The following is a 23,891-nucleotide window of genomic DNA, read 5'->3' as shown; positions in this document are numbered from 1 at the left end:
GAACACCCCTCATCCGTCTCGGCGCTGCGCGCCGATCCACCTTCCCCCACAAGGGGGGAAGGGAAAAAACTATGCATTCCCGATCAGCACGCCGGCCGCGAACACCAGGGCGCCGCCCAGCACCACCTGGAAGGCGGCACGCAGGAAAGGCGTCTGCATGTAGCGGTTCTGGACAAAGGCGATCGCCCACAATTCGAAGAAAACCACCACCGCGGCAACCCCGGTGGCCGTCCAGAAATGCGGAATGACATAGGGGAGCGCGTGTCCGAGACCACCCAGCGTCGTCATGATACCGACGGTCAGACCGCGCTTGATCGGCGAGCCGCGGCCCGACAGCTTGCCGTCGTCGGAAGCGACTTCGGTGAAGCCCATCGAAATGCCGGCGCCGATCGAGGCGGCAAGCCCGACCAGCAGCGTCTGCCAGGTGTCGTGCGTGGCAAAGGCAGCGGCAAAGATCGGCGCCAGAGTGGACACCGACCCGTCCATCAGCCCGGCCAGCCCTGGTTGCACATAGGTGAGGATGAACTGGCGCTGCTCGGCGCTGGCCTCCTCGGCCTTGACGGCGCCCGGCACATGTTTCTGTTCCAGCCGCTGCGCCAGGTTCTCATGGCCCAGTTCGGCCACCGCCAGATCGTCGAGCAGTTTTCGCGTCGAAGCATCTGCCGTGCGCTTGGCCGCCTCGACATAGAAAAGGTAGGCTTGCCGCTCCATCGCCTCGGCATGGCTGCGCACGTGCTCGATGCCGAGCGGCCGGACCAGCCAGTCGGGCTTGCGCTCGTAATAACCCTTCACATGTTCGCGCCGGATCAGCGGTATGCGCTCGCCGAACCGCTTGCGGAAAAGCTCGATCAACGCATCGCGATGGCCATCCTCTTCCTCGGCCATCTCCTCGAACACTTTTGCCGACTGCGGGAAGTTTTCCGTCAGCCCGTCGGCATAGGCCCGGTAAATGCGACCGTCATCCTCCTCGGAGGAAATGGCCAGCGCCAGGATCTCCTGTTCGGAGAGCGATTCGAAGGGGCGGCGGCCGAAGCCGAAAACACGGGAAAGCATGAGGAATTCACCCTAGTTTAGAATAGTTCTAAACTAGGGTTTTGAACACCTTCGGTCAATTGCGCGCTTGGGTCGCGGTCAAGAATTGTTGAAGCCCCACGCCCGCGGTGACTCTTCATTATCAGTGAATGTTCACCTATATTGCTGGACTCAAGCCAAGAACAAGGAACCGGCAGATGACGGCAAAACAGCCTCCGCACCCCTATGATCCCAAGCCCGTTCTCGATCTCATCGCCAGCATCGAGGCCGACCTGCAGCGCCTGAAGGGCCTGGTCGAGCAGCAGGTCGAGAAATTCGACCCCGCCAACCCGCACAACAAGGCGCCGGACGGCAAACTGACGGAGGAGGGCGTCGAGTGCTGCTACCGCATGTTCGACGAGGGCAAGTCGCGCTACTCGGTCGCCCAGCAGATGAAGATATCCTTTGCCGCCGCCAGCCACCGTTTCAACAACTGGCGCAAGCTGGGTGGGGGCAAGAGGCAGAGGACTTTGCTTGGCTAGAATCGGGTGGCCAATTTGCCGATCTCGGCGCCGCACCCCCTTGCAACGCTGAAGATTGGCGAAACCAAAGGCGACAGCGTCCTTCTCCCCGTTTACGGGGAGAAGGTGGCGGCAGCCAGATGAGGGGCGGCGCAAACGCCGATCATGACTCGCTAAACTTTGTAACGGTCACATTTTTCCCATGGTGCGCCACCTCCCTTTGCGGGCATCATGAAGGGCAACATCTTCCCACAGGACCCACCATGACCGCCCTTCCCGGCATCGCCGACATCCACGCCGCCGCCGCGCGTCTCTCCGGCTTGATCATCGAAACCCCCTTGATCGAATCGCAGGAGCTGAACAGACGCTTCGGGGGCCGCATCCTGTTCAAGCCGGAGACGCTGCAGCGCACCGGCTCGTTCAAGTTCCGCGGCGCCTACAACAAGCTGTCGTCGCTCAGCGAGGCGGAACGCAGCCAAGGTGTCGTCGCTTTCTCATCGGGCAATCATGCGCAGGGCGTCGCCGCTTCGGCCGCGATGTTCGGCGTCAAGGCGGTGATCGCCATGCCTTCGGACGCGCCGGCGATGAAAATTGCCAATGTGCGCAAGATGGGCGCGGAGGTGGTCCCGTTCGACCGCTTTCGCGACGACCGCATGACCGTGATCCGTCCTTACATGGAAAGAGGCATGGTGCTGGTGCCGCCTTTCGACGATCCGGCCATCATTGCCGGCCAGGGCACGATCGGTCTCGAATTGATGCGCCAGGCAAAAGCGCTTGGCGTCAACCTCGACGCGGTGATCGTCCCCTGTGGAGGCGGCGGCTTGTCGAGTGGCATCTCCGTTGCCGTCAAGGATGCCTCGCCTGACACCGCGGTCTGGGCCGTGGAGCCCGAGCATTTCGACGATACCCGCCGTTCGCTCGCCGCCGGCGCCAGGGTTTCGAACGAGCCCGGCCATAGCTCCATCTGCGACGCGCTGCTGACCGCCGAGCCTGGCGTGATCACCTTCGAGATCAACCGCAGGAACCTCACCGGTGGCATCGCCGTCTCCGACCAGGCGGCGGCGCAGGCGATGCGCGACGCCATGGCCTATCTCAAACTGGTGGTCGAGCCCGGCGGCTGCGTGGCGCTGGCGGCACTGTCATCGGGCGAGATCGAGATGTCCGGCAAATGCGTTGCCGTGGTGCTGTCCGGCGGCAATGTCGATTTCCGCACCTATGCCGGGATCATGGCGGCGGCTTGAGACGGCGATGTCCAAGGGAATCTGATATGGAGTATCTGGCGACGGGCTCCGCCTTGGATCACTCCTCGCCCGCCGCCAAATCGTCGCCGCGCTGAGCATGGTCATCTACCGCCCGCTCACGCGTTCCGAGCTGCCCGACGATACGGCATCCCTTGCCCGCACCCTCATCGGCAAGGTCGTGGTGCGCGAGCTGCCTGAAGGCATCGCCAGCGGCCGCATCGTGGAGACCGAGGCCTATGTGACCGGTGACGCCGCCGGACACGGTTACCGGGGGATGACCCCGCGCAACCGTTCGCTGTTTCTCGAACCCGGGCACGCCTATGTCTATCTCGCCTACGGCATCTCCTGCATGCTCAACGTTTCGAGCGAGATGGCAGGGGTCGGAACCGGCGTGCTCATCAGGGCGCTCGAGCCGCTCGAAGGCATTGCGCTCATGCGGCTCAATCGCGGCATCGACCGCTTGCGCGACCTGGCGCGAGGACCGGGAAGGCTGGCCCAGGCATTGCGGATCGATCGTTCCCTCGACGGGCTCGATCTTTGCCGCAAAGGCCCGCTATGGCTGGCAACCGACGAGCATCAAGCCGGCGACATCGCCCAAGGCGTCCGGATCGGCATTACAAAGGATGCCGATCGCCCGCTGCGGTTTTACGTCAAGGGGAGCGCCTTCGTCAGCGGCCCGAAATCGCTCAACGGTTAGTGGCAGTTACAAACCATGGAGATTGGCGAAAGCATTTCTCCCTTCCGCAAAGGCTGGTGCCAAGACGGAGGTCGTGCGGCATCTAATCCAGCGTCCGCCTGAACCGCACCAGCGCAACGCCGGCAAACAATGCCACGAACACCACCAGCCAGCCGATCTCCGTTGCCACCGCCGGCATTTCGGCGCCCTTCAGCATCACCGCGCGGGTGATGCGCAGGAAATGCGTCAGCGGGAAGATCTCGCCGAAGATTTGCGCCCAGTCCGGCATGCCGCGATAGGGGAACATGAAACCCGACAGCATGATCGACGGCAGGAAGAAGAAGAAGGTGAGCTGAAGCGCCTGCATCTGCGTGCGGGCGATGGTCGAAATCGTGTAGCCGAGCAGCACCAGCGCCAGCACGAAGATCAGCACGGCGGTCAGGAGCAGCGACATCGATCCGGTGAAGGGGATGGCGAACAGCAGCTTCGCCGCCGCCAGCACCACCACCACCTGCACGCCGCCGACCGCCAGATAGGGCAGCACCTTGCCCATCATGATCTCGAGCGGGCTGGACGGCATCGCCAGCAGGTTTTCCATCGTGCCGCGCTCGGTCTCGCGCGTCAGCGCGATCGAGGTCATCATCACCATGGTCATCTGCAGGATGACGCCGAGCAGGCCGGGCACGATGTTGTATTGCGAGATGCCTTCGGGATTGTAGCGCCGGTGTACGACGACATCGAGCCGACCCTTGGCGGCCTCGGCGGCGGCTTCCTGCGTGCCTTGCGCCCTCAGCAGCGCCTGGCTGGCGACTGTGCCGAGCGTCGAGATGGCGCCACTGGCCACCGCCGGGTCGGTGGCGTCCGCCTCGATGAGTATCTGCGGGTTGTTGCCGCTCTCCACCCTCCTGGCGAAATCGGCGGGGATGGTGACGACGAAGGCGACGTCGCCGCGCGATATCAGGAACTCGGCCTCGGCGGCACTTTGCGCGACATGGTCGAAACGATAGTAGCCGGTGGTCTGCAGCGCCGCGACAATGGCACGCGTGTAGGGATCGTTGCTCGTCGCCACGAGTGCTGCCGGCAGGCTTTTCGGGTCGTTGTTGATGGCGTAGCCGAAAAGCACCAGCTGTATCAGCGGCACGCCGAGCATCATGGCGAAGGTGATGCGGTCGCGCCGCATCTGGATGAATTCCTTGATCAGCAGCGCGCCAAGCCGGGCGAAGGAAAAGACGCTGTTCATGCCATGTTGTCCTTCGAGCCGGACATGAACTGGATGAAGACGTCCTCGAGGCTGGTTTCGCCGGGCGAAACTTTCACGCCCTTGTGCTCTTTCTCGACGTCGGCGAGTGCGGCTTCGAGCTTCTTCCTGTCGGAGCCGACGACATGCAGCGTCGCGCCGAAAGGCGCCACCTGGTCGACGCCGGAGCGGCCCTGGAGCGCTTCGGCGACCTGATCGAGCCGCGGACCCTGCAGCACAAACGTGGCCAGCCCGGCATTTTTCACCACCTCGGCGACGGTGCCGGTGGCCAGCATCTTGCCGTAGGAGATGTAGCTGATGCGGTGGCAGCGCTCGGCTTCGTCCATGTAGTGGGTGGAGACCAGTACGGTCAGCCCGCCGCTGGCCAGGCGATGGATCTCGTCCCAGAATTCGCGCCGTGCCTTCGGATCGACACCGGCCGTAGGCTCGTCAAGCAGCAGCAATTTCGGCTTGTGCATGATGCAGGCGGCCAACGCCAGCCGCTGCTTCCAGCCGCCCGACAAGGTGCCGGCCAACTGGTTGCGGCGCGACGTCAGGCCAAGGTCCTCCAACGTGCTCGCGACATGCTCTTCAACCGGCTTCAGCCGGTAGAGCCGCGCCACGAATTCGAGATTCTCGCCGATCGTCAGATCCTCGTAGAACGAGAATTTCTGCGTCATGTAGCCGACTTCACGCTTGATGCGCAGGCTGTCGGTGCGGATGTTGAAGCCGAGCACCGTGCCTTCGCCTTCGTCCGGCGTCAGCAGGCCGCACATGATGCGGATGGTGGTGGTCTTGCCCGAACCGTTGGGGCCGAGAAAGCCGACGATCTCGCCCTCGGCGACCGACATCGTCACATGGTCGACGACGGTCTTGTCGCCAAAGCGCTTGACCAGGCCATGGACGTCGATGGCGTTCATCTTGCGCTGTCCGCGAGATCAACATCGACGATCTGGCCGGGCTGCAGCGGCCCGGCATCGCCCTCCGGCCGCGCCTCGACCAGGTAGACCAGCTTCTGCCGGTTCTCCAACGAATAGATCACCGGCGGCGTGAATTCCGGATCCGGCGACACGTAGCTGACGCGCGCCTTCACATCCGGGCCGCAGCCGTCGCAATGGACGCCGAGCAAGGTGCCGACCTTGACCGAGGAGAAGGCGCTCTCCGGGATGTAGACGCTGAGCTTCACCGCGCCGTCGGGCAGGATCGAAATCACCGGCGCGGTCGGACCTGATGTGTCGCCCGGATTGCGGATGACATCGTTGACGCGGCCCGGCGAAGGCGCTGCCAGCACCCGCTTCGATAGCCGCCACTGCGCCTGCTCCAACGCGGCCTGCGCCTGCTTGACCTGATTGTCGGCGGCTTTGATCGTTTCGGCCCGTGCAGGCAGGCCGCCGACGGCGAGATTGGCATTGGCCTGGCCGACCTGCGCATTGGCCGTTTCGAGCGAGGCCGACGCGGTGTCGAAGTCGGCCTGCGTGCCGGCACCGCGCTTGAACAGATCGGCGGCGCGGTCGTATTTGCGCTTGGCGTCGGCGGCCTGGGCGCTGGCCATGTCGACCTCGGCCTTCAGCACGGCGATCTCTTCCGGCCGCTTGCCGATCTGCAGATCGGCCAACTGCGCCTGCGCCTGGGCAAGGCCGGCCTGCGCCTGCGCCACCGCGATCTTTGCATCGGCGCTTTCCAGCGTCACAACGGTGGTGCCGGGCGTGACACGATCGCCGCGCTTGACGGTCACGGTCTCGACCTGCGCCACCTCGATCGGCGCCAGAAGCACATAGTCGCCTTCGACATAGCCGACGGCCAGCGGGGCAGCCGGGGCACAGGCCGAGAAGAGCTGCGCGGCGAGCGGCAGCGAACACAGAAAGCTCATGGTCTTTGCCCCTTCATGCTTTGCTCTTTTTGGAAGCCAATATGGCCTTGAGATTACCCGATGTGACCGCCACCACCTTGGCCGCCTCGGCGGCGCCGATGTCTTTCCAGCCCATGCGGCGCATCACCGCCTCGCGGCCGATGCGGAAATAGATGACCTGGCCAATCAGCGTGAACACGGTGAGCCTTGTGGCCTCGCTTTCGGCGGGCTCGCCGGTCGCCTGTTCCCAGAGCTGGCACAGCCGGCGATGCGTCGGCTCGAAGACGCCGTCATAGATGCGGTCGAGGGCTGCCGTCGGATGCGAAAGCTCACGCAACACGAACTGCACGATCTCGCCGGCCTGCGGGCTGGCCACGACAAAGCCGACCATCCGCTCCAGCGCCGCGAAGAGTAGCGCTTGCGCCGCCTCCGGATTGGCTGGTCCCGGCGCAGGCGCCTGTACATTGCCGAGCGCCTGGCCGGCTACACCCTGGATGGTCTCGACGATAAAGTCGGCGGCAGCGGCGCGAAGACCCTCCTTGCCGCCGAAATGATAGGCGATCGAGCCTATATTGGCTCGCGCCTCGGCGGCGATCTCGCGCGTCGAGGTGCCATCGAAGCCCTGCCTTCCGAACAGCTTCAGCGCCGCCTGGACAAGGGCCGCGCGCGTCATCTCGGCGGGCTCGCGGCGAAGAATGTTGGGCTCAGGCAGTTTGACCATGAGCGCAGTTTAATCAATCGATTGATTAAAGTCAAGTTCTGTTCGTCATTATCTTGCCATCGACGGCGGCAAACGCTTTAGTGCGCGGCCATGGGCAAGGAAGTCGAACGAAAATTCCTGGTCACCAGCACCGCATGGCGGGAACTGGCCGAGGCCAATATCCGCATTCTCCAGTTCTATCTCGCTGCCGGCCCCGGGCGCACGGTGCGCATCCGCATCAGCGATGGCGGTTCCGCCAAGCTGACACTCAAATTCGGCAGCAAGGCGCGCGAACGCGACGAATTCGAATACTCGATCCCGCTCTCGGAGGCGGTGGAGATGCTGGACTTTGCCATCGGACGTGTCATCGAGAAGACACGTCACCATGTTAGGCACCGTGGCTATCTCTACGAAATCGATGTCTTCGGCGGTCCGCTTGCGGGACTTGTGATCGCCGAACTTGAGACGCCGGAGGACGTGCCGGACGAAATGCTGCCTGATTGGCTCGGCCGCGAAGTCACCGGCGAGTCAAAATTCTACAACGCGTCGCTCGCCCTTGGGGGGATACCGGAGATCGCCGCATGAGCTTTCGTATCGATCCGCGCCTGCCGCTGACCGGCGAGGTCAGGCGTATCCTTGCCGAGGAAATCGGCAAGGCGCTGCATCACCTTGACGCCGCACGGAGCCGGCCGGAACAGGCGCTGCACAAGTGCCGCAAGCGGCTGAAGAGCGCCCGCGCCCTGCTGCGGCTTGTTCGTTCCGGCGACGAAACATTCTGCGAGACCGAGAACCAGTGCTATCGCAATGTAGCAGGCCTGCTTGCCGGTCCGCGCGAGGCGACAGCGCTGATCGAAACCATCGACCGGCTGGCGGCGAGCTTTCCCAAGGAGAGCGCCGACGATGGGCTTACTGCTGCGCGCGACAGGCTGATCGCGCGCCAGCATGAACTGCACGAAGGCAGCGGGCTCGAGGCGGCGATCGGCGCGGCGACCGCCGCTTGCGAGGATGGCCTCAAACGCGTCGAAGCGTTGGCCTTGCCCGACCAGCCGGAACAGGCGGCCGACGTGCTTGCCGAAGGTGCCCGCGTCACGCTGCGCCGTGCCAGGAAGGCGCTCGACAAGGCCAGATCGCGGGGCGCGGCCGATGATTTCCACGATTTGCGCAAGGCGGCCAAGACCCACGGCATGCATCTGTCGCTGCTCGGCAGGCTGTGGCCGACACCGATCAAGGCCCGGCGCAAGGCGGTCGACGAACTGGGCGAGCGGCTGGGCGACCTGCACGATGTGCTGATGATGCGCGCGCTGCTCGAGGCCGACGACCAGCCACTCGGGCTGCCCGAGGACACGAAACTTCTGGGCAAGCTGTTGAAACGGTCGGAGAAGCAGCTGAAGAAGAGCTGCCTGGCCGAAGCGGCCGAGCTGTTCGGCGACAATCCCAAACGCTCGACACGCAAACTGGCCCGCAAGGCGCGCGACGATCTGGCTGCGCCGCCGGAAGAGGCCGCGGCATCGTAGGACGCTCTTCCTCGCGCTCCGGACGGGGGAGGAAGGCGTGCGCTAGCCCTCATTACCCGCCCATGCTAATCGCCATGGGGCATGACCGAGCCCGGCGACACGCTTCTGGATCGACTTGGCCGCTGGCTTGCCGGCCGGCTGCAGGGAGAATCGTCCGGCTACGAGCCCTACACTCCGTCCGATGCCGAAACGCTGCGCCGCACGCTTGAGCCGGGCGACATCCTGCTGATCGAGGGCAACCAGAAGATCTCGGCGGCGATCAAGTACCTGACCCAGTCGACCTGGTCGCATGCGGCCTTCTATGTCGGCGATGCCTTGCCCGCGCCGGAAGACGGCTCGGAACGGCCGCGCCTGATCGAGGTCACGATCGGCGAAGGCTGCGTCGCCGTGCCATTGTCGCGCTACCGCACCTACAACACCCGCATCTGCCGGGCGAGCGGGCTGGCGCCGGAGGATCGCGACAAGGTCGTCGCCTTCATGATCGGCAGGCTCGGCCTGAAATACGACCTCAAGAACATTTTCGACATGCTGCGTTTTTTCTTGCCCACACCGCCGGTGCCGGTGCGCTGGCGCCGCCGCATGCTGGCCTTCGGCTCCGGCGATCCGACACGGGCGATCTGCTCGACGCTGATCGCCGAGGCCTATGGCCAGATCCGCTATCCGATCCTGCCCGAAATCACCCGTGCGCCCGGCCGAGCCTCCGCGCAGTCGAACTATTCGCGCAAGGAAATCCTGCACATCCGCCACCACTCGCTCTACACGCCGCGCGATTTCGACCTGTCGCCCTATTTCCGCATCGTCAAACCGACGCTGGAATATGGTTTCGACTACCGGCAGATGGTCTGGGACGACAAGGTTGCCGATCCCGGGGCAAAGGCCGCCGAATAGACGCGATCAAATGAGTCCAACAGCATGGACGGCACGGCACGGGAGCGCCGCCCGGCAGGCGGCGCTTTGGCGTCAGTGCTTGCAAGCCGCAGCGCGCACGTCCGAGGGAGTGGCATCATAACGGCGGCGGAACGCCCGGTTGAAATAGGAAAGATCGTTGAAGCCGGCCTCGTAGGCGATCGCGGTGATGCTGCGTCCGGCATGGCGCGGATCGCCGAGCATGCGATGGGCACGCGCCAGCCGCTGGTTCATCATGAAATCAATCAAGGATGTGCCATCGCTCTCGAACAGCTTGCGGACATAGCGGGCCGACAGTCCGTGGCGGGGGGCGACGTCCCGCGCCGACAGGTCGACATGGCCACCATGCGCGACGATATCGGCCTTGATGGCGCGCAAGCGGGCAACGCTGACGCCGCGGCCGCGCGCGATCTGGGCCGCATCCCTGGTCGCGCCCATGGCGAGTGCGGCAAGGTCGAAGACATGCGTCGTCGCAAGGTGACAGGCCTCCGCAGTCAACTCGTCTCCGACCTCCTGGATCGAGTTGATATAGTCGAGCAACAGCCGCATCGCCCCGCTTTGGGTCGGCAAGGGCCGCATAAGGACCGCTGCCGGATCGCCGATCAGAGGCGAAAGCTGCTTGCGCGAAAAACTCAGATTGATGAAGCGGAACCCGCCGGCGCCGATCAGGTTGAGGCCAACCTCTTCACCGCTCATCATCAGCGCCTGGCCGTTGCCGACCGCCTCCTCGCGGCCGCGGTGCTTCATCACGCTGCCCCCATCGAGGGCCGCCAGAAGAACGAAGTCGTCGTTGTCGATCAGCGACGATGTGCGATGCACCCGGAATTCCGATGAGCTGCCGGTGGCGATGCCGAGGCCCGGCAACGCGCGCACCCGCATGTCAATCTGCGCCGGCGCCAGCGGATCGAGGTCCACCCTCAGAACCGTGCGGCCGTAAACCTCGCGCGTAATCTCGACGCGATCCCGCTCCGGAAACATCTCCGTCGCCAGCCTGAACGAAGCTGATGGCCCCATCGTCGCAGTCATCGACACCCCCATGCCAAGAGCGCGGTCATATGCGCCGCGGCCTGCAAAACGTCAATACCGGGCCGTTTTGGCCGCTTTCAGTGCCGTTCTGTCCAAGCTGTCCCCCTTTGATGCCCCTAGTTTGCGGCGCGATTCCGAAACCGGAACCGTATTGGCGGCAATCCAAGGGGGCACGATGTTTCATTCGCAACTGTTCAAGACGCTGTCGGCACTGGCCGCGGCGGGCTTCAATCCGCGTGCCTATCTGCTGTCGATCGCGTTGGGCAACACGGTGACCGATCACCGCGAGGTCAAGCTGCCGCCGCGCGCTGCCCGATGATGAGCAGCACCATGAAAAAAAGCATTTTCGTGGCCCTGACCATTGCCCTGGCGGGCTGCCAAACGGGCCAGGCCGACAGCAACACGGCATTGATCGCGAGCGCGACCGGCAGCAACAAGGCCCGGAACGAACCATCGACGGAAACCGCCTGCGCCGAGGCCGCCAAGAAGGCGGCGAAGGCGCAGACCAATGCGGCTCTGCTCGGCGGTGTCCTGTCGATGGCGGGGGGTCTTGGCGGTCTGGCCGGCAATGGTGGGGTCATTGCCGGCCAGGCCGCCTCGATCGGCGGCTCGGTTCTGCAGTCCCAGGCGACGAGCAGTGCCCGGGCCGGCGTTGTGGAGGACTGTTATGGCTGAGCGGCGTTTCGCAGCCATGCGCCGGCTGGCCGGCGCGCTCGCACTTGCCGGCATGATGTTCGACAGCCCGCATGCCTTGGCGCTGACAGCGCGGGATGCGTCGGCGGTCGTCGGCCTGATCGAGGCCTTGCAGCCCGAATTCGGTCAGTTCGCCTATGACGAGGAGATCGCCGCCGACTGGTACGAGCGCGATGCCGCGGACAAGGGCTTGATCGGCACAGCCGGCTTCACCGCCGACAGCTGGAAGGTCGCGCTTGGCGAGACCATCCGCGGGTTCCTGGCGACGATGCCGGTCGCGGAACTCGATGCCATTTTCGTCAAGCTCAGGAATGCCATATCCGGCATGAGGGAGCTGACCGACGCACAGAAGACGGAGACCATCGCGGCCATCGACGAAGAGGTCGAAGGGTTGATGGCTTTGCGGGCCGAGGGCGGCCCCTTCGCCGATGTCGTCAGGCCGCTGACGCCAAAAATCCGCAGCCTCATCCTCGGCCCGGCGATGGGGCGATAGGATGTTGGGCAACAGCAAACGGGTGGCGGGAAAAGCAACTCCGAGCGGGAGCCTCGAGGCCGAACATCGCGGCATTTTTCCAACCACGGCACGTGTCAGGCGGGGCAGCCCGATCGCAATGCTTATCTGCCTGCTGGCTTCCAGCTGCAGCCAGACGGCCGCCAGCCCGCCGATCACGCCAGACCAGCATGCGCAATTGGCGGAGCTGGCGGCCGGCCCGGACTCGCCGGAAGGTCTTGGCGAAGCCCTGGCTGCAGTCGAGGCGACCAAGAAAATGCAGGATTGCCGGGCGCGCATGAACGAGACCGCCGGGCAGATGAAGATGATGGGCGCGGTCAATGGCGCCGTCGGCACCGCCAGGGCCGTGCGCGGCCAGCTCAGCCGCCAGATGCAATCATGCTGAGACGATTGCGAGCTCCTCGAGATCGCGCAGATAGAGGAACATCGAGGCCTCGCTCAGGCCCTGCGAGCGCATGATGCCTTCAGGCGTGAACTTTCCGACAGATGCAGGCGCTTCACATGGCGGCTATATCATGCCGAAACCGCAACAGCACCCTGGTTTTCGGCTCTGTGTTCGACCCAGACATGGACCGGTTCATCCCGACCGCGGATGCTCACCGGTCCATGATCGCGCGCATTCAACTGTGTCGTGGGCGATTCCGCCTTCGCGGCTTCTATCAGTCGTGACCCAAAGCAAATGTTTGCCTGAAGTTCACGGCAAAGCGCCTGCAAACGGCTGGCGACGTTGACGGTGTCGCCCACCACCGCGAAGGAAAGATTGCGCTCGCTGCCGACCGCACCGATGACGACTGCGCCATATTGTGCACCGATCCGAACGTCCAGCGACGGGTATCCCCTGGACACCCGCTGCACATTCCAGTCTTCGAGAGCGGCGATCATCGCTTCAGCGCACTGGATGGCTCGGGTCGCGTCGTTATGGCTGGCTTGCGGAACCCCGAATGTGGCCATGATGCAATCGCCGATATAGTTGTCGACGGTGCCATGGTGGTCGAAAACGACCTGCTCCATGCGACGGTGGAACTGACGCAGAAGTTCGAACACTGCTTCGGCCGGATGATCCTCGGAATAGTGTGTGAAACCGACGATGTCGGCGAACAGTACCGCGATATCCTGCCGGCGGACCGGGCCGAAGGGCTCGTCATCCGCGGCGAGCTGGTCGACGACATTTGGCGAAAAATGCCGGGCGAGATTGGCGCGGGCGCGCTCTGCCTTGACATAGTCTTCCGACAGATGTCGGGAACGAGAGACGACCAGCGCCATGATCGCGCCGATAATCAGCACAACCAACACGTTGGTCGCCTGCGCGAATGTGTCGACGAAATTGGGATTGAGATAGAGGTTCAGTCGCTCTGTCGTCGGCAGCGAATAGAGGTTCGTCGCCGGAAGGACGGTTCCCGCATGAAGAATCACCCATCCCACCCCGATCGTCCACGTCAAGGCTGCGAGCGCTCCGAGATAGAGCGCCAATCGGGTCGAAAGGGTCAGCGCGCCAAGGCACACGAAAATCAACAGGAATTTGAAGCTGCCTTCGCGCAGTTGCATCGCGGCCGGCGCGACCTCCAGGGAAAACGGGTTGGGCGTTACCAGCAGAACGGTCAACAGAACGATGTCCAGCGTGCCGACGAGATAACCGATCCACCATGGCGCGTTGCGACGGCGCGCAAAGCGAAACTGGATCAGGCCGACGAGCTGGAACAACATGAGGCCCGCCAGCACGAAGAGCAGAGAGGCATCCCAGCGGCTGATTAATGAAAAGAAGCAGGAGATCACGGCGAGCGATGCCGTACGCGCCCAGAACTGCAATGCAGCACCTTGGCGTTCTGCGCGCTCTCGCAAATTTCTCAGCCGTGAATAGCGGCGAAGTTCAAGTGTTGGCGCGGTCGGCATAGGATCACTTCGATTTCGCGGGGACGTGTCACGCATTTGGCAAACCCGCCTTCTACTGGCAAATCAGTGCGCGAACTCTACCATGATTGCGGTTTCATTTTTGAAACGCGGCTGCAAAGAGTAAAATGTCCGGACAAAGGACCACGGTGAAAGCTGAAGCAGGATAGGCGGAGGCTTCCCTGTTCAGGTCACGAAGATTGGTGCATTCGACGCCGCCGCGAAGCGACTTTCCTTGCATCTGGGACTAAAGTGGGCCCGCTCGCCTAAAGCGTGCTCCCCGCTTGCTTGAGATCAAAAAGTTGACGTTCAAGCGACCGCCGGCCGGCAAATCCCGGCCCCTACCGCACCTCGATCTTGCCTTTCAGCTGCGCCCGCGCCTCCTCGATCGACGCTGCATAGGTCACCAGCGGACGCTTCACGCCGTGGTTGATCAGCATGCGCCGGATCTGCGGCGAGGCACCTGATATGATGAAGCGGACGCCGGCGCGCCTGGCCTTGTGGGCGGCGCCCTCGATGACGTTGGCCGCCGTCGAATCGAAGAACGGTACGGCCGAGCAATCGAGGATGAAATTCCTGCGCTGGTCGGCGATGCGGTCGAGTACCGTGCCGACGGTCGATGCCGCGCCGAAGAAGAAGGCGCCCGAGATGCGGTAGACCACGGTGTCGGCGTCGGTCGCCTCGCTGGCATCGTAGGCGTTGGCGCTGTCGGCGACATCCTCCTGCACCAGCGGCTGATCGGCCTCTACCGCAGTCGACTTGGCCATGCGGTCGATGAACAGGATCGAGCCCAGCACGAAGCCGACGACGATGCCTTCGGTGAGATCGCGGAAGATGACGAGCAGGAAGGTCGCCGTCAGCACCAGCGCATCGCCGCGCGAGGCACGCAGCAAGGTGGCGAAGGCCTGCTTCTCGAACATGTTCCAGCACACGACCGCCAGCACGCCAGCCAGGGCTGCGAGCGGGATGTAGCTGGCGAGCGGCGCCGCCACCAGCATCAAAGCGAGCAGGATGGCGGAGTGGACGATGCCCGAAACCGGTCCGTGGGCGCCGGCCCGCACATTGGTCGCGGTGCGGGCGATGGTGCCGGTGGCGCAGATACCGCCGAACAGGGCGGACGCGATGTTGGCGAAGCCTTGCGCCACCAGTTCGCAGTTGGAACGATGCCGCCGGCCCGTCATCCCGTCGGCGACCACCGCCGACAGCAGCGATTCGATCGCGCCGAGCAGGGCAAAGGCAATGGCATCCGGCAGCACGTCAATCATCCTGCCCAGGCTCACCGGCGGCAAGGCAGGCATTTGCAGGCTACGCGGGATGCCGCCAAAGCGAGTGCCTATCGTCTCCGCGGGCAGCGAGAGAAGCGCCACGACCAGCGATGCCAGCCCGATGGCGATGAGCATGGCAGGCCATGTCGGCCGCCAGCGCTTCAGGCCGGCGATGGTGAAGATGGTCAACACCGCCACGAAGGTCGCCGCAAGATTGATGGTGCCGGCCGCCTCACCGACCGCGATCAACTTCGGCACCAGCGGTCCCGGCTCCCTGCCGGCAAGCTTCAGCCCGAACAGTTCGACGATCTGTCCTGAAAAGATGATGACGGCGATGCCGGCGGTGAAGCCGACCGTCACCGGATAGGGAATGAACTTGATGTAGGTGCCGAGGCGGAGATAGCCGATGGCGAGCAGGAAGACCCCTGCCATCATCGTTGCCAACAGCAGTCCATCGATGCCGACCCGGGCAACCGTCGCGGCCACCAGCACGATGAAGGCGCCGGCCGGACCACCGATCTGGAAGCGGCTGCCGCCGAGGGCCGAAATGATGAAGCCGCCGACGATCGAGGTGTAGAGGCCGCGCTCGGGCGTCACGCCCGAGGCGATGGCGATCGCCATCGACAAGGGCAGCGCGACGATGGCGACCGTCAGCCCGGCAATGGCGTCCGCCTTGAAGTCGGCGAACGTGTAGCCCTCGCGCCAGACCGTCACCAGCTTCGGCGTGAACAATTCGGAAAATGTCGGCTTTACCGGCCTATGGGCCGACCTGTGGGCCGGTTGATGCACTGCCCGCTGCGTCTGGTCCATGGACTGCCTTTCGCACCCTGAAAGGCGGCGGGATCGTCGGCAGGGCTGTCGGCGGTCGCCGTCGCGACTTTATGCCGGCTCAGCCTTGGGATCCCGCGGCACGGCAGGCTTGAGGCGCACGCCCCGGCCGCCGCGCTCGCTGGTCTGGTTCTCGCCGATCAGCTCCACCCCGGCCTCGTCGAGAGCCTGGATGACCTTCATCAGCGTGTCGACCACGCCCCTGACCACGCCATCGCTCGCCTCCATGCGCTGGATGGTTGGAAGCGAAACGCCGGCGCGCTCGGCGAGCGTCTTCTGATCGATGCCGGCCAGCGCCCTTGCGGCGCGCATCTGCGCGGCAGTGATCATCGGCCGGAATCCCCGTCTGAGTCTGCAGGAATAAGGTATAATACCATCATTGTGATGTTTCAAGCATTAGTATGAACGTCTGAGACGTAAGGGGGCGGCTGACCGATCATTAGATACTTCCCGGGATTGTGCCTAGGGTGTCCATCTAGGCAGGGGGTAACGCGGTTGAATTCTTCAAGACCTTCATGACCTGGGCGGCCTTGCTGTCGGTGGGCTGCGGGCACGGGCTGATCGACCGGCTGATCTAGTCTCCAGTCTCGCTGTCGCCGTTCAGGCGCTGCCCGCGCCATCGCTGCCACGCCCGGGCAGCGAGCCAGCACAGCATCGCCCAGACGAAGCCGGCGCACCAGCCGGCAAGCACATCCGATGGCCAGTGGACGCCAAGATAGATGCGGCTGATGCCGACCAGCAGCGTCGTCAGCACCGCCAGCGACAGCACATAGATCTTCGTCGTTCGACCGGGCAGGAAGCGTGCCGCCAGCGCGCCGAGCGTCAGATAGGTCACGGCCGACAGCATGGCGTGGCCGCTCGGAAAAGACAGCGTCGTTTCGTTGACGAGATGCGAGACGAGTTCGGGGCGCGGCCGGTCGATGCCGGCTTTCAGCAGGCTCGACAGCACCTGACCGCCGGCCACCGCCACGAAGATGAAAAGGGCGGTCGCCGGCCTGCGGATAAGCAGGAGATAGACGATTACCGCCGTCACGATCAGCACCAACACGCTGCCGCTGCCAAGACTTGTGATGTCGCGCATCGCCCCTTGCAGCCACAGCGGGCCGATCGGGCTGTCAGGGCGCCCCGCCTGGCGGAAGGCGAGCAGGATCTCGGTGTCGAAGGCGTGCGGCGTGGTGGCGCGCGCAATCTCCATCAGCTCCTCGAATCCCCACAGGCCGGCGGCGATGACCAGGCCGGCCAGCAGCACCGGGAATTCGACCCGGTTGAGCAAAGCGTTCGCGGCGTTCTTCATCGGCAATTCGCCCGTTACAGCCGGCCTTGCAGATAGGGTCCGAGCGTGATCAGCGCCACCGCTGCGATCGCCAGCATGATGCCGGTCGCCTGCAGCGCATTGACGCGCTCGCCGAAGAAGACCAGCGCCACGACGTTCACGGAGACCAGCTGGATGACGGCGGAAAGGCTGAACGACACCGACATGCCGAATTCGCGGATCAGCCGCAGCATGATCAGATTGCCCAGCGAATAGAGCGCCAGCGTCAGCGCTATCTTGCCAAGGCTCGGCGCAAGGCCCCATTGCTTGGCGGCTGTCGCCGCCAGCAGGAAAATGACCGTCGAAAAGCCGAGCTGCAGCAATCCCGAAAAACTCAACGTTTCGTCCCCTCTCGGAGCGGCTCCCGCCGCGTGCGTCGCGGACGTTGTTTCCCAAGCGCGCCGGGACGTCAAGCGACCTCGACCAAACGAAGCCCTTGGCAATGGCAAGCCGGAAGCTCAAAGTACTAACATCGCCCAATCTGTCGGTTCGAAGGGCGGTCAGGGGCTCATGATTCGCAGTTTTCAAAACCTGATGCGGCGCTGGAGCGAGCTTTCCCTTGCCCTGCAATTCGTCGTTGCCGGCGGCTTTGGCCTGCTGGCCGTCATGTTGGTGGTGGGCACCTGGGTGACGGCGCAGATCCGGGACGGCGTCATCCGCAATTCGGCCGCCACGACGGCGCTCTATGTCGACAGCGTGATTGCGCCGCTGCTTCCCGACTTGCGCAAGGACCAGGAGCTCAGCGAGTCCGTCAAGCAGGCGCTGGACGAGACGCTTGGCCAGGGCGCGCTCGGCAAGCGCCTCGAATCGTTCGTGCTCTGGCGCCGCGACGGCACGGTTCTCTACGCCAAGGAGGCGTCCCTGATCGGCCGCCGCTTCGGTCCGAGCGACAATCTGCGTTCCGCCTTCGAAGGCAATGTCGTCGCTGAATTCAATACATTCGAAGATGATGAACGCGAGGAGAAGGCTACCGGCTTGCCATTGCTGGAGATCTACAATCCCGTGCGCGAGCCCTGGTCGGGCGAGGTGGTGGCGGTCACCGAGTTTTATGAAATCGCCGACGATTTCCAGGCCACCCTGGCGTCCGCCCTGTGGTCGAGCTGGCTGATCGTGGCCGGCGCGACGCTCGCGGCATTCCTGCTCCTGTCGGGGATTGTCCTGCGCGGCAGCCGCACCATCGACGATCAGCGTGGGGCGCTGCGCCGCCAGGTTTCGGAGCTGCAGGGTCTGGTAGTGCAAAACAGTGCTTTGCGACTGCGCGTGCAACGGGCCTCCCGCCGCGCCACCGCGCTCAACGAAAGATATCTGCGCCGGATCGGCGCCGACCTCCATGACGGCCCGGCCCAACTCGTGGCACTGGCGGCGCTGCGCATGGACAGCCCGATATTTTCCAGCGATGGCCATTCGAGCGTAAGCCGTTCGACCGAGGTCGCAATGATCCGCAAGACACTGGAGGACGCGATGCGCGAAATACGCGGCATCTGCACCGGCCTTGTTTTGCCGCAGATCGAGACGGCTGCCGCAACCGACATTCTGCGGCTGGCGGTCAAGGAACACGAGCAGAGGACGGGAACGTCGGTGACGCTGACGCTGACCGGACAGTTGCCAGAGCCCGGCGCCTCCGAGAAGATCAGCATCTATCGTTTCGTCCAGGAAGGGCTGAACAACGCCTATCGCCATGGGTTGGGCAAGGATCAGGCGGTGAGTGCGGGGATGAAAGGTGGCCGGCTTTTTGTCGAAGTGTCGGACGGCGGGCCCGGCTTCGATCCGGCGGCACGGGTCGAGGGTCTCGGCCTCGCCGGCCTCAGGGAGCGGGTCGAAAGCATTGGCGGACAGTTCGAAACCTTGACCGGGCCGCAAGGTACGCGTTTGGTGATCCGTCTATCGGTCGAGGAGCAAGCATGACTGGGACCATTCGCATCGCCATTGTCGACGATCACCCCCTCTTTCGCGAAGGTGTGACGCGCAGCCTGTCGGAGATCGGAGGCTTCGAGATGGTTGGCGAGGGCGCCACGGCGCAGGATGCCGAACGCCTCGCCACGACGGTGCGGCCTGACATCTTGCTGCTCGATATCTCCATGCCGGGCGGCGGGCTGACCGCCGTCGCAAGCATCCTGGCCAGCCATCCGGCCCAGAAGATCGTCATGCTGACCGTTTCGGAGGCCAACGCCGATGTGACAAAGGCGCTGAACGCAGGGGTGAATGGCTATGTCCTCAAAGGCGTCGGGTCGCGCGGGCTCGCCGACATCCTGCGCAATGTTGCAGCCGGCGAAAGCTATCTGTCGCCGACGCTGTCGGCCCGGCTGCTTTCGGATCTCCAGTCCCAGCAGCCGACCGACGGCATTGCGGAACGGCTGCGGCAGCTCACCGATCGGCAGACGGAAATCCTGCGGCTGGTGGCGGAGGGGCTGAGCAACAAGGAAGTCGCCTTGCGGCTTGAGCTGCAGGAGAAGACCGTCAAGCATCACATGACCGGGGTGCTGTCGAAGCTCAATGTGCGAAACCGCACCGAAGCGGCCTTGATGATGCGTGAGTTGCGCGACCGCGACAGGCCTTCCTAGAGCAACGAGAGCATGATGCCGAAAGGTGTGAAGCGGTTTTCGGAAGACATCATGCTCTATCTCTTTGATTTAGAGGCGGATTCAGTTTTCAGGCCGCTTCGACCTGAAATCATCCGGATTGCGAAAAACAATAATTGAACGGTTGCGTGCCTCCGCAAGGTGCGGACCGCGCAAAGCGCGTCGCGCCTCGGGACCGGCGTGGCACCGCCAAAACGATGTCACCTCCGCCGGGGGGCGGCGGAGGTGACGTGCAAAGCTGACCGTTGCCTGTTGGCCAGCTTCACAAGGCCTTGAGACGATCGGCATCGGCCGGCGTGGCCTGGCGGTCGATGATCGTGCGACCGAGCGCGTCCTTCATGCTGAAACGTCCGTTCTCGAGCTTTTCCGTTATGCCGTCGGGATGCCGGACCGTGATCTTGTTACCGGTCACGTCGATCTTGTCACCGGTCTTTGCATTGACATGGCTTCCGCTCTTACCCTGATTGGATCCCGATTTGCCGCTGTTGCCGCTATTGCCGCTGTTGCCGTTCCCGCTATTCCCGCCATTACCGCTGTTCCCGCCATTACCGCCGCCGGAATTGCCGCCGCCACCACCGCTGTTACCGCCACCCTTGGCGTATGCGCTGGCGGTGTGAATGCCGGGAACGGAGCCGTCCAGGACAATTTGGTAGGGAGCAATCGTCAACGCCAGCGCCGCTGCCGATTTGAGCGCCAGCCGGCAACAACGGGTCGTGACCGATCTGTGCATTTTGATCTCCGACGACTGAGCCCGGCGCGCCCCACCCCAACGTTGCAGTGCAACAACATTGCCGAAAGACGCGGCGCCCGGAAGCGACCTCCGACCGTTGCGGTTGTCAACTAGGACCTTTGCAAGCGCAAGATTGGACTAAAGTCCCAAGCGTATGCTACATTAGCTTTGCATGAACGGCGCCGCGACCGCCATCGTTAAATGGGAGACTCGCTTTCCCTACGCCTGACGACGGCAGACGCCGAACATCAAGTCACCTCCGCCGGGGGCGGCGGAGGTGACTTTGTCGAGCCGGCTTTGTGCGTTGATCGGTTTGCAGCGGCTGACGCCATGCGCCGTCGCAGGAGGCGCGGCGAAACATGCCGCCGAAGGTCTCCTTCATCTCGAAAAGTCGATTCCGGAGCAGTTCACGGCCTTCGGGAAGGCTGAGCCAGCGCTGCGCGTAATGCAGTCGCGTCTGAAAGGTCCCCCAATGTCACGAAAATGTGACCCGGCGATTATAAGGGGGGTCAAACAGGTACCCCACGCTCCAGCCACCCAACAGCCAGAGGCAAGCCATTATGACTGACCTTCGCTCTCCCGACACCGGATTCCGCACCAGCCTGCTCGAGGAAAACGACGGCCCGGCCATCAATGCCTCCGACAACCGCACCATGGGCGAGATCATCGCCGCGCGGTTCTCGCGCCGCGGCTTCCTCAAGGGCTCGCTGGCCGTCTCGGCCATCGCCGCCACCGTAAGCCCGCTGGCGCTGATCAGCGCCGACGAGGCCCGGGCAGCGGAAGGCTCGGTCTTCGCGTTCGACGAACTCGAGGCCGGCATCGACGACAAGCACCATGTCGCGCCGGGTTACGATGCCGATGTCCTGCTGCGCTGGGGCGATCCGCTTTTTGCCGATTCGCCCGACTTCGACCCGACGAAACAGTCGGCCGAGGCCCAGGCGAAACAGTTCGGCTACAACAATGACTATGTCGGCTACATCCCGATCGACGGCTCAGCCGAACATGGCCTGCTGGTGGTCAACCACGAATACACCAATCCGCATCTGATGTTCCCGGGCATCGTGAAGATCGTCGAAAAGGACGGCAAGAAGTCGGCCGAAGTCGCGCCCCTCTCGAAGGAGCAGATCGATGTCGAGATGGCCGCCCATGGCGGCACCATCGTCGAGATCCGCAAGGACGGTGGCAAATGGCAGGTGGTGCGCGACGGCAAGCTCAATCGCCGCATCACCGCCAACACCGAAATGGCGCTGTCCGGCCCGGTCGCCGGCCATGACCGCGTCAAGACCAAAGCCGATCCGTCCGGCACCAAGGTTTTCGGCACCGTCAACAATTGCGCCGGCGGCGTCACGCCCTGGGGCACCTATGTGATGGCCGAGGAGAACATCCATGGCTATTTTTCCGGCGAGCTGCCGGAAGACCACAAGGAAGCCGCGAACTACAAGCGTCTCGGCATTCCCGAAGGCGCCTATGAATGGGCGGCGCATTACGAGCGTTTCGACCTCGCCAAGGAACCCAACGAAGCCAACCGCTTCGGCTGGATCGTCGAGGTCGATGTCAACGACCCGACCTCGACGCCGAGGAAGCGCACCGCCATGGGCCGCTTCAAGCATGAGGGCGCCGAATCGATCGTCGCCAAGGACGGCCGCGTCGTCTTCTATCTCGGTGACGACGAGCGCTTCGACTACGTCTACAAATTCGTGACCAGGGCCGCGTTCAATCCGAACGACCGTGCCGCCAACAAGGACCTGCTCGACGATGGCACGCTGCATGTCGCCAAGTTCGCCGAAGATGGCACGGTCGAATGGCTGCCGATCGTGTTCGGCCAAGGGCCGCTGACGGCTGAAAACGGTTTCACTGGCCAGGCCGACGTGCTGATCGAGACGCGCCGCGCCGCCGACCTGCTCGGCGCCACCAAGATGGACCGCCCGGAAGACGTTCAGCCCAATGGCGTCAACGGCAAGGTCTATGTCATGCTGACCAACAATTCGAAGCGCAAGGCCGACCAGGTCGACGCTGCCAACCCGCGCGCCGAAAACGCCTTCGGCCACATCATCGAGATCGCCGAGGACGGCGGTGATTTCACGGCCGCCAAGGGCAAGTGGGAAGTGCTGCTGAAATGCGGCGATCCCTCGGTTGCCGATGTCGGTGCCACCTTCTCGACGGCAACGACGGCCAATGGCTGGTTCGGCATGCCCGACAATTGCGCGGTCGATTCGGCCGGGCGTCTCTGGGTCGCGACCGACGGCCAGGGTCCGAAAGCCACTGGCCGCACCGATGGCCTATGGGCGGTGGACACGGAGGGGGCGGCGCGGGCGACCTCGAAACTGTTCTTTCGCGTGCCGATCGGCGCCGAAATGTGCGGTCCGCTGTTTGCGCCCGACGACCAGACCGCCTTCGTCGCCGTCCAGCATCCCGGCGACGGCGGAGAGGACTGGGAAGCGTTCGGGCGCCCCTCTTACTATGAAGACCTGTCGACGCGCTGGCCCGACTTCAAGCCCGACATGCCGGTGCGGCCGTCGGTCGTCGCCATCACCAAACAGGGCGGCGGCAAGATCGCGGTCTGATTGCCCAGTCGCATGGGCAGCAGCGGAGCAGAATTTGCACCGCTGCACCTCGAAGTCGCGGCATGTATCCCTTGGGCTGCGGAGCAGCTCCAGGGGTCTGCGCCGCGTCGCTTCGCTCCTTACTCCGCCCCAGGATGGCGAGGCGACGGGGTGAAGCGGTCAAGCCTCGGGAAAGATTGGCAATTTAAACATGGCGCTCTAGGTCTTTATCAGTAGATCGCCATGTCGAAGTCCGTCTATGACCGTGGCTTGCTCAAGCCAGCCGATATCGCCAAGCTGCAGCGCGTGTTCGACGAGGCCTGCCGGCGGCGCGAGGCACATCCCGATTCCGCCGACGCGCGGGAAATCGCGCTTAACCTGCTCGCCTTGCACAATGCCGGCATGGTGGAAGAGGACATGCTGATGGAAGCCGTCGGTTTCCGGCGGCTGGAACCGAAATCAGCGTGATGCGCTGGATTGGTGCGAGGCCGACCTTGCAATTCGTTTGGCGATCGCCTTGGCCAGGATGCCGGCATTGGCGAAGCAGCCGCGAATGCTTGGCCGCATGCCGGTGAACCACAGACCGGGCAATTTTGGATCGGCTTCGCCACCGTTGAAGAGCGGAACGCCCTTGGCGTCGAGCACGCCGAGCTTGCCGACCATGGGCTCCAGCCCCGTGCGGTAGCCTGTCGCGGCAATGACGATGTCGGGATGGATCAGGCTGCCATTGGCCAGGATCACGCCATCGCGGGTGAATTCCCGTATGCCCGGCACGACGGTGATCTTGCCGGCCTTGATGGCGCCGACGGCGCCGTCGTCGGCGGCGATCGCGGTGTAATCCGAGCTCAGGCGGCTGGCGCCG

The 23,891-nt window shown here is 63.9% G+C and carries 26 protein-coding genes and 1 pseudogene (1 of these 27 cut by a window edge); 14 read left to right on the top strand and 13 right to left on the bottom strand.

The window, feature by feature from the left end:
* Nucleotides 1-69: 69 nt before the first annotated feature.
* Nucleotides 70-1,053, bottom strand: coding sequence for an iron exporter MbfA (gene mbfA, locus EOB59_RS17450; protein ID WP_128288880.1), 984 nt, complete (start codon nucleotides 1,051-1,053; stop codon nucleotides 70-72).
* Nucleotides 1,054-1,229: 176 nt separating this feature from the next.
* Here mbfA and EOB59_RS17445 point away from each other — a divergent pair, with 176 nt between their 5' ends.
* The 3 genes from EOB59_RS17445 to EOB59_RS17435 all read left to right on the top strand — a co-directional run bounded on the left by EOB59_RS17445 (nucleotide 1,230) and on the right by EOB59_RS17435 (nucleotide 3,470).
* Complete coding sequence (locus tag EOB59_RS17445; protein ID WP_023813492.1) at nucleotides 1,230-1,553, top strand: hypothetical protein; 324 nt, start codon at nucleotides 1,230-1,232, stop codon at nucleotides 1,551-1,553.
* A gap of 242 nt (nucleotides 1,554-1,795) precedes the next feature.
* Nucleotides 1,796-2,773 carry a threonine/serine dehydratase gene (locus EOB59_RS17440; RefSeq protein WP_128288879.1) on the top strand — a complete coding sequence of 326 codons (978 nt, stop codon included), beginning with the start codon at nucleotides 1,796-1,798 and terminating at the stop codon, nucleotides 2,771-2,773.
* Nucleotides 2,774-2,870: 97 nt separating this feature from the next.
* On the top strand, nucleotides 2,871-3,470 hold the full coding sequence (locus tag EOB59_RS17435) for a DNA-3-methyladenine glycosylase (RefSeq protein WP_128288878.1): 600 nt from the start codon (nucleotides 2,871-2,873) through the stop codon (nucleotides 3,468-3,470).
* Nucleotides 3,471-3,552: 82 nt separating this feature from the next.
* Here the strand turns inward: EOB59_RS17435 and EOB59_RS17430 are convergent, their stop codons facing one another.
* From EOB59_RS17430 to EOB59_RS17415, 4 genes are read right to left on the bottom strand one after another with little or no spacing between them, the layout of a single operon-like run.
* A complete protein-coding gene (locus EOB59_RS17430) occupies nucleotides 3,553-4,689 on the bottom strand; it encodes an ABC transporter permease (protein WP_128288877.1) in 1,137 nt (378 codons plus the stop codon).
* Entirely contained in the window at nucleotides 4,686-5,606 is a 921-nt protein-coding gene (locus EOB59_RS17425) for an ABC transporter ATP-binding protein (protein WP_128288876.1), read from the bottom strand. The genes EOB59_RS17430 and EOB59_RS17425 overlap by 4 nt, the downstream gene beginning before the upstream one ends.
* Nucleotides 5,603-6,556 carry an HlyD family efflux transporter periplasmic adaptor subunit gene (locus EOB59_RS17420; protein ID WP_128288875.1) on the bottom strand — a complete coding sequence of 318 codons (954 nt, stop codon included), beginning with the start codon at nucleotides 6,554-6,556 and terminating at the stop codon, nucleotides 5,603-5,605. Before EOB59_RS17420 ends, EOB59_RS17425 begins: the two co-directional genes overlap by 4 nt.
* Nucleotides 6,557-6,569: 13 nt before the next feature.
* On the bottom strand, nucleotides 6,570-7,256 hold the full coding sequence (locus tag EOB59_RS17415; RefSeq protein WP_127397826.1) for a CerR family C-terminal domain-containing protein: 687 nt from the start codon (nucleotides 7,254-7,256) through the stop codon (nucleotides 6,570-6,572).
* A gap of 90 nt (nucleotides 7,257-7,346) precedes the next feature.
* Here EOB59_RS17415 and EOB59_RS17410 point away from each other — a divergent pair, with 90 nt between their 5' ends.
* From EOB59_RS17410 to EOB59_RS17400, 3 genes are all read left to right on the top strand, one after another.
* A complete protein-coding gene (locus tag EOB59_RS17410) occupies nucleotides 7,347-7,820 on the top strand; it encodes a CYTH domain-containing protein (RefSeq protein WP_127268427.1) in 474 nt (157 codons plus the stop codon).
* Nucleotides 7,817-8,749 (top strand): CHAD domain-containing protein, encoded by a 933-nt coding sequence (locus tag EOB59_RS17405; protein WP_128288874.1) that lies wholly within the window; start codon nucleotides 7,817-7,819, stop codon nucleotides 8,747-8,749. Before EOB59_RS17410 ends, EOB59_RS17405 begins: the two co-directional genes overlap by 4 nt.
* 81 nt (nucleotides 8,750-8,830) lie before the next feature.
* The gene (locus tag EOB59_RS17400) at nucleotides 8,831-9,637 is read left to right on the top strand and encodes a YiiX/YebB-like N1pC/P60 family cysteine hydrolase (RefSeq protein WP_127269745.1); all 807 of its coding nucleotides are present in this window, start codon (nucleotides 8,831-8,833) and stop codon (nucleotides 9,635-9,637) included.
* Between the two features lie 72 nt (nucleotides 9,638-9,709).
* Here the strand turns inward: EOB59_RS17400 and EOB59_RS17395 are convergent, their stop codons facing one another.
* Nucleotides 9,710-10,681: an AraC family transcriptional regulator gene (locus EOB59_RS17395; protein ID WP_128288873.1), complete on the bottom strand. Its 972-nt coding sequence runs from the start codon at nucleotides 10,679-10,681 to the stop codon at nucleotides 9,710-9,712.
* 175 nt (nucleotides 10,682-10,856) lie between these two features.
* On the opposite strand from EOB59_RS17395, the gene EOB59_RS17390 reads away from it, so the two are divergent.
* The 4 genes from EOB59_RS17390 to EOB59_RS17375 are packed head-to-tail and all read left to right on the top strand — an operon-like array spanning nucleotide 10,857 to nucleotide 12,270.
* Nucleotides 10,857-11,000 carry a hypothetical protein gene (locus EOB59_RS17390; protein ID WP_128288872.1) on the top strand — a complete coding sequence of 48 codons (144 nt, stop codon included), beginning with the start codon at nucleotides 10,857-10,859 and terminating at the stop codon, nucleotides 10,998-11,000.
* A complete protein-coding gene (locus EOB59_RS17385; protein WP_206622054.1) occupies nucleotides 11,000-11,356 on the top strand; it encodes a hypothetical protein in 357 nt (118 codons plus the stop codon). Before EOB59_RS17390 ends, EOB59_RS17385 begins: the two co-directional genes overlap by 1 nt.
* Nucleotides 11,349-11,867: a hypothetical protein gene (locus EOB59_RS17380; protein ID WP_128288870.1), complete on the top strand. Its 519-nt coding sequence runs from the start codon at nucleotides 11,349-11,351 to the stop codon at nucleotides 11,865-11,867. Before EOB59_RS17385 ends, EOB59_RS17380 begins: the two co-directional genes overlap by 8 nt.
* Nucleotide 11,868: 1 nt before the next feature.
* A complete protein-coding gene (locus tag EOB59_RS17375; protein WP_128288869.1) occupies nucleotides 11,869-12,270 on the top strand; it encodes a hypothetical protein in 402 nt (133 codons plus the stop codon).
* 128 nt (nucleotides 12,271-12,398) lie between these two features.
* Here the strand turns inward: EOB59_RS17375 and EOB59_RS17365 are convergent, their stop codons facing one another.
* From EOB59_RS17365 to EOB59_RS17345, 5 genes are all read right to left on the bottom strand, one after another.
* Nucleotides 12,399-13,775 carry an adenylate/guanylate cyclase domain-containing protein gene (locus EOB59_RS17365; RefSeq protein ID WP_127320693.1) on the bottom strand — a complete coding sequence of 459 codons (1,377 nt, stop codon included), beginning with the start codon at nucleotides 13,773-13,775 and terminating at the stop codon, nucleotides 12,399-12,401.
* A 338-nt stretch (nucleotides 13,776-14,113) separates the two neighbouring features.
* Nucleotides 14,114-15,847 carry a SulP family inorganic anion transporter gene (locus EOB59_RS17360; RefSeq protein ID WP_128288868.1) on the bottom strand — a complete coding sequence of 578 codons (1,734 nt, stop codon included), beginning with the start codon at nucleotides 15,845-15,847 and terminating at the stop codon, nucleotides 14,114-14,116.
* Nucleotides 15,848-15,916: 69 nt separating this feature from the next.
* Nucleotides 15,917-16,195, bottom strand: a complete 279-nt coding sequence (locus EOB59_RS17355) for a helix-turn-helix transcriptional regulator (protein WP_127320695.1) — start codon at nucleotides 16,193-16,195, stop codon at nucleotides 15,917-15,919.
* A gap of 244 nt (nucleotides 16,196-16,439) precedes the next feature.
* Nucleotides 16,440-17,159 carry a phosphatase PAP2 family protein gene (locus tag EOB59_RS17350; protein WP_127267185.1) on the bottom strand — a complete coding sequence of 240 codons (720 nt, stop codon included), beginning with the start codon at nucleotides 17,157-17,159 and terminating at the stop codon, nucleotides 16,440-16,442.
* A gap of 14 nt (nucleotides 17,160-17,173) precedes the next feature.
* Nucleotides 17,174-17,515, bottom strand: coding sequence for a hypothetical protein (locus EOB59_RS17345; RefSeq protein ID WP_013528672.1), 342 nt, complete (start codon nucleotides 17,513-17,515; stop codon nucleotides 17,174-17,176).
* 172 nt (nucleotides 17,516-17,687) lie between these two features.
* Between EOB59_RS17345 and EOB59_RS17340 the strand changes: the two genes are divergently transcribed.
* Both EOB59_RS17340 and EOB59_RS17335 read left to right on the top strand, forming a co-directional pair.
* Nucleotides 17,688-19,082, top strand: coding sequence for a sensor histidine kinase (locus EOB59_RS17340; protein WP_127396981.1), 1,395 nt, complete (start codon nucleotides 17,688-17,690; stop codon nucleotides 19,080-19,082).
* Nucleotides 19,079-19,738: a response regulator transcription factor gene (locus EOB59_RS17335; protein WP_023813468.1), complete on the top strand. Its 660-nt coding sequence runs from the start codon at nucleotides 19,079-19,081 to the stop codon at nucleotides 19,736-19,738. The genes EOB59_RS17340 and EOB59_RS17335 overlap by 4 nt, the downstream gene beginning before the upstream one ends.
* Nucleotides 19,739-20,018: 280 nt before the next feature.
* Here EOB59_RS17335 and EOB59_RS17330 read toward each other — a convergent pair whose 3' ends face one another.
* Nucleotides 20,019-20,486 (bottom strand): hypothetical protein, encoded by a 468-nt coding sequence (locus EOB59_RS17330; RefSeq protein WP_127396980.1) that lies wholly within the window; start codon nucleotides 20,484-20,486, stop codon nucleotides 20,019-20,021.
* 560 nt (nucleotides 20,487-21,046) lie between these two features.
* Here EOB59_RS17330 and EOB59_RS17325 point away from each other — a divergent pair.
* Nucleotides 21,047-23,050, top strand: a complete 2,004-nt coding sequence (locus tag EOB59_RS17325; RefSeq protein WP_128288867.1) for a PhoX family phosphatase — start codon at nucleotides 21,047-21,049, stop codon at nucleotides 23,048-23,050.
* A 222-nt stretch (nucleotides 23,051-23,272) separates the two neighbouring features.
* Nucleotides 23,273-23,497 (top strand): hypothetical protein, encoded by a 225-nt coding sequence (locus EOB59_RS17320; RefSeq protein ID WP_013528677.1) that lies wholly within the window; start codon nucleotides 23,273-23,275, stop codon nucleotides 23,495-23,497.
* Here the strand turns inward: EOB59_RS17320 and EOB59_RS17315 are convergent.
* Nucleotides 23,489-23,891, bottom strand: a pseudogene (locus EOB59_RS17315) (NAD(P)/FAD-dependent oxidoreductase); it runs 747 nt beyond the window's last position. The gene EOB59_RS17320 and the pseudogene EOB59_RS17315 overlap by 9 nt on opposite strands.

This window comes from Mesorhizobium sp. M7A.F.Ca.MR.176.00.0.0 (assembly GCF_004023165.1).
Lineage (GTDB): Bacteria > Pseudomonadota > Alphaproteobacteria > Rhizobiales > Rhizobiaceae > Mesorhizobium.
The sequence above is the reverse complement of the archived record's forward strand: the minus strand, read 5'-3'. Positions and strand labels throughout refer to the sequence as shown.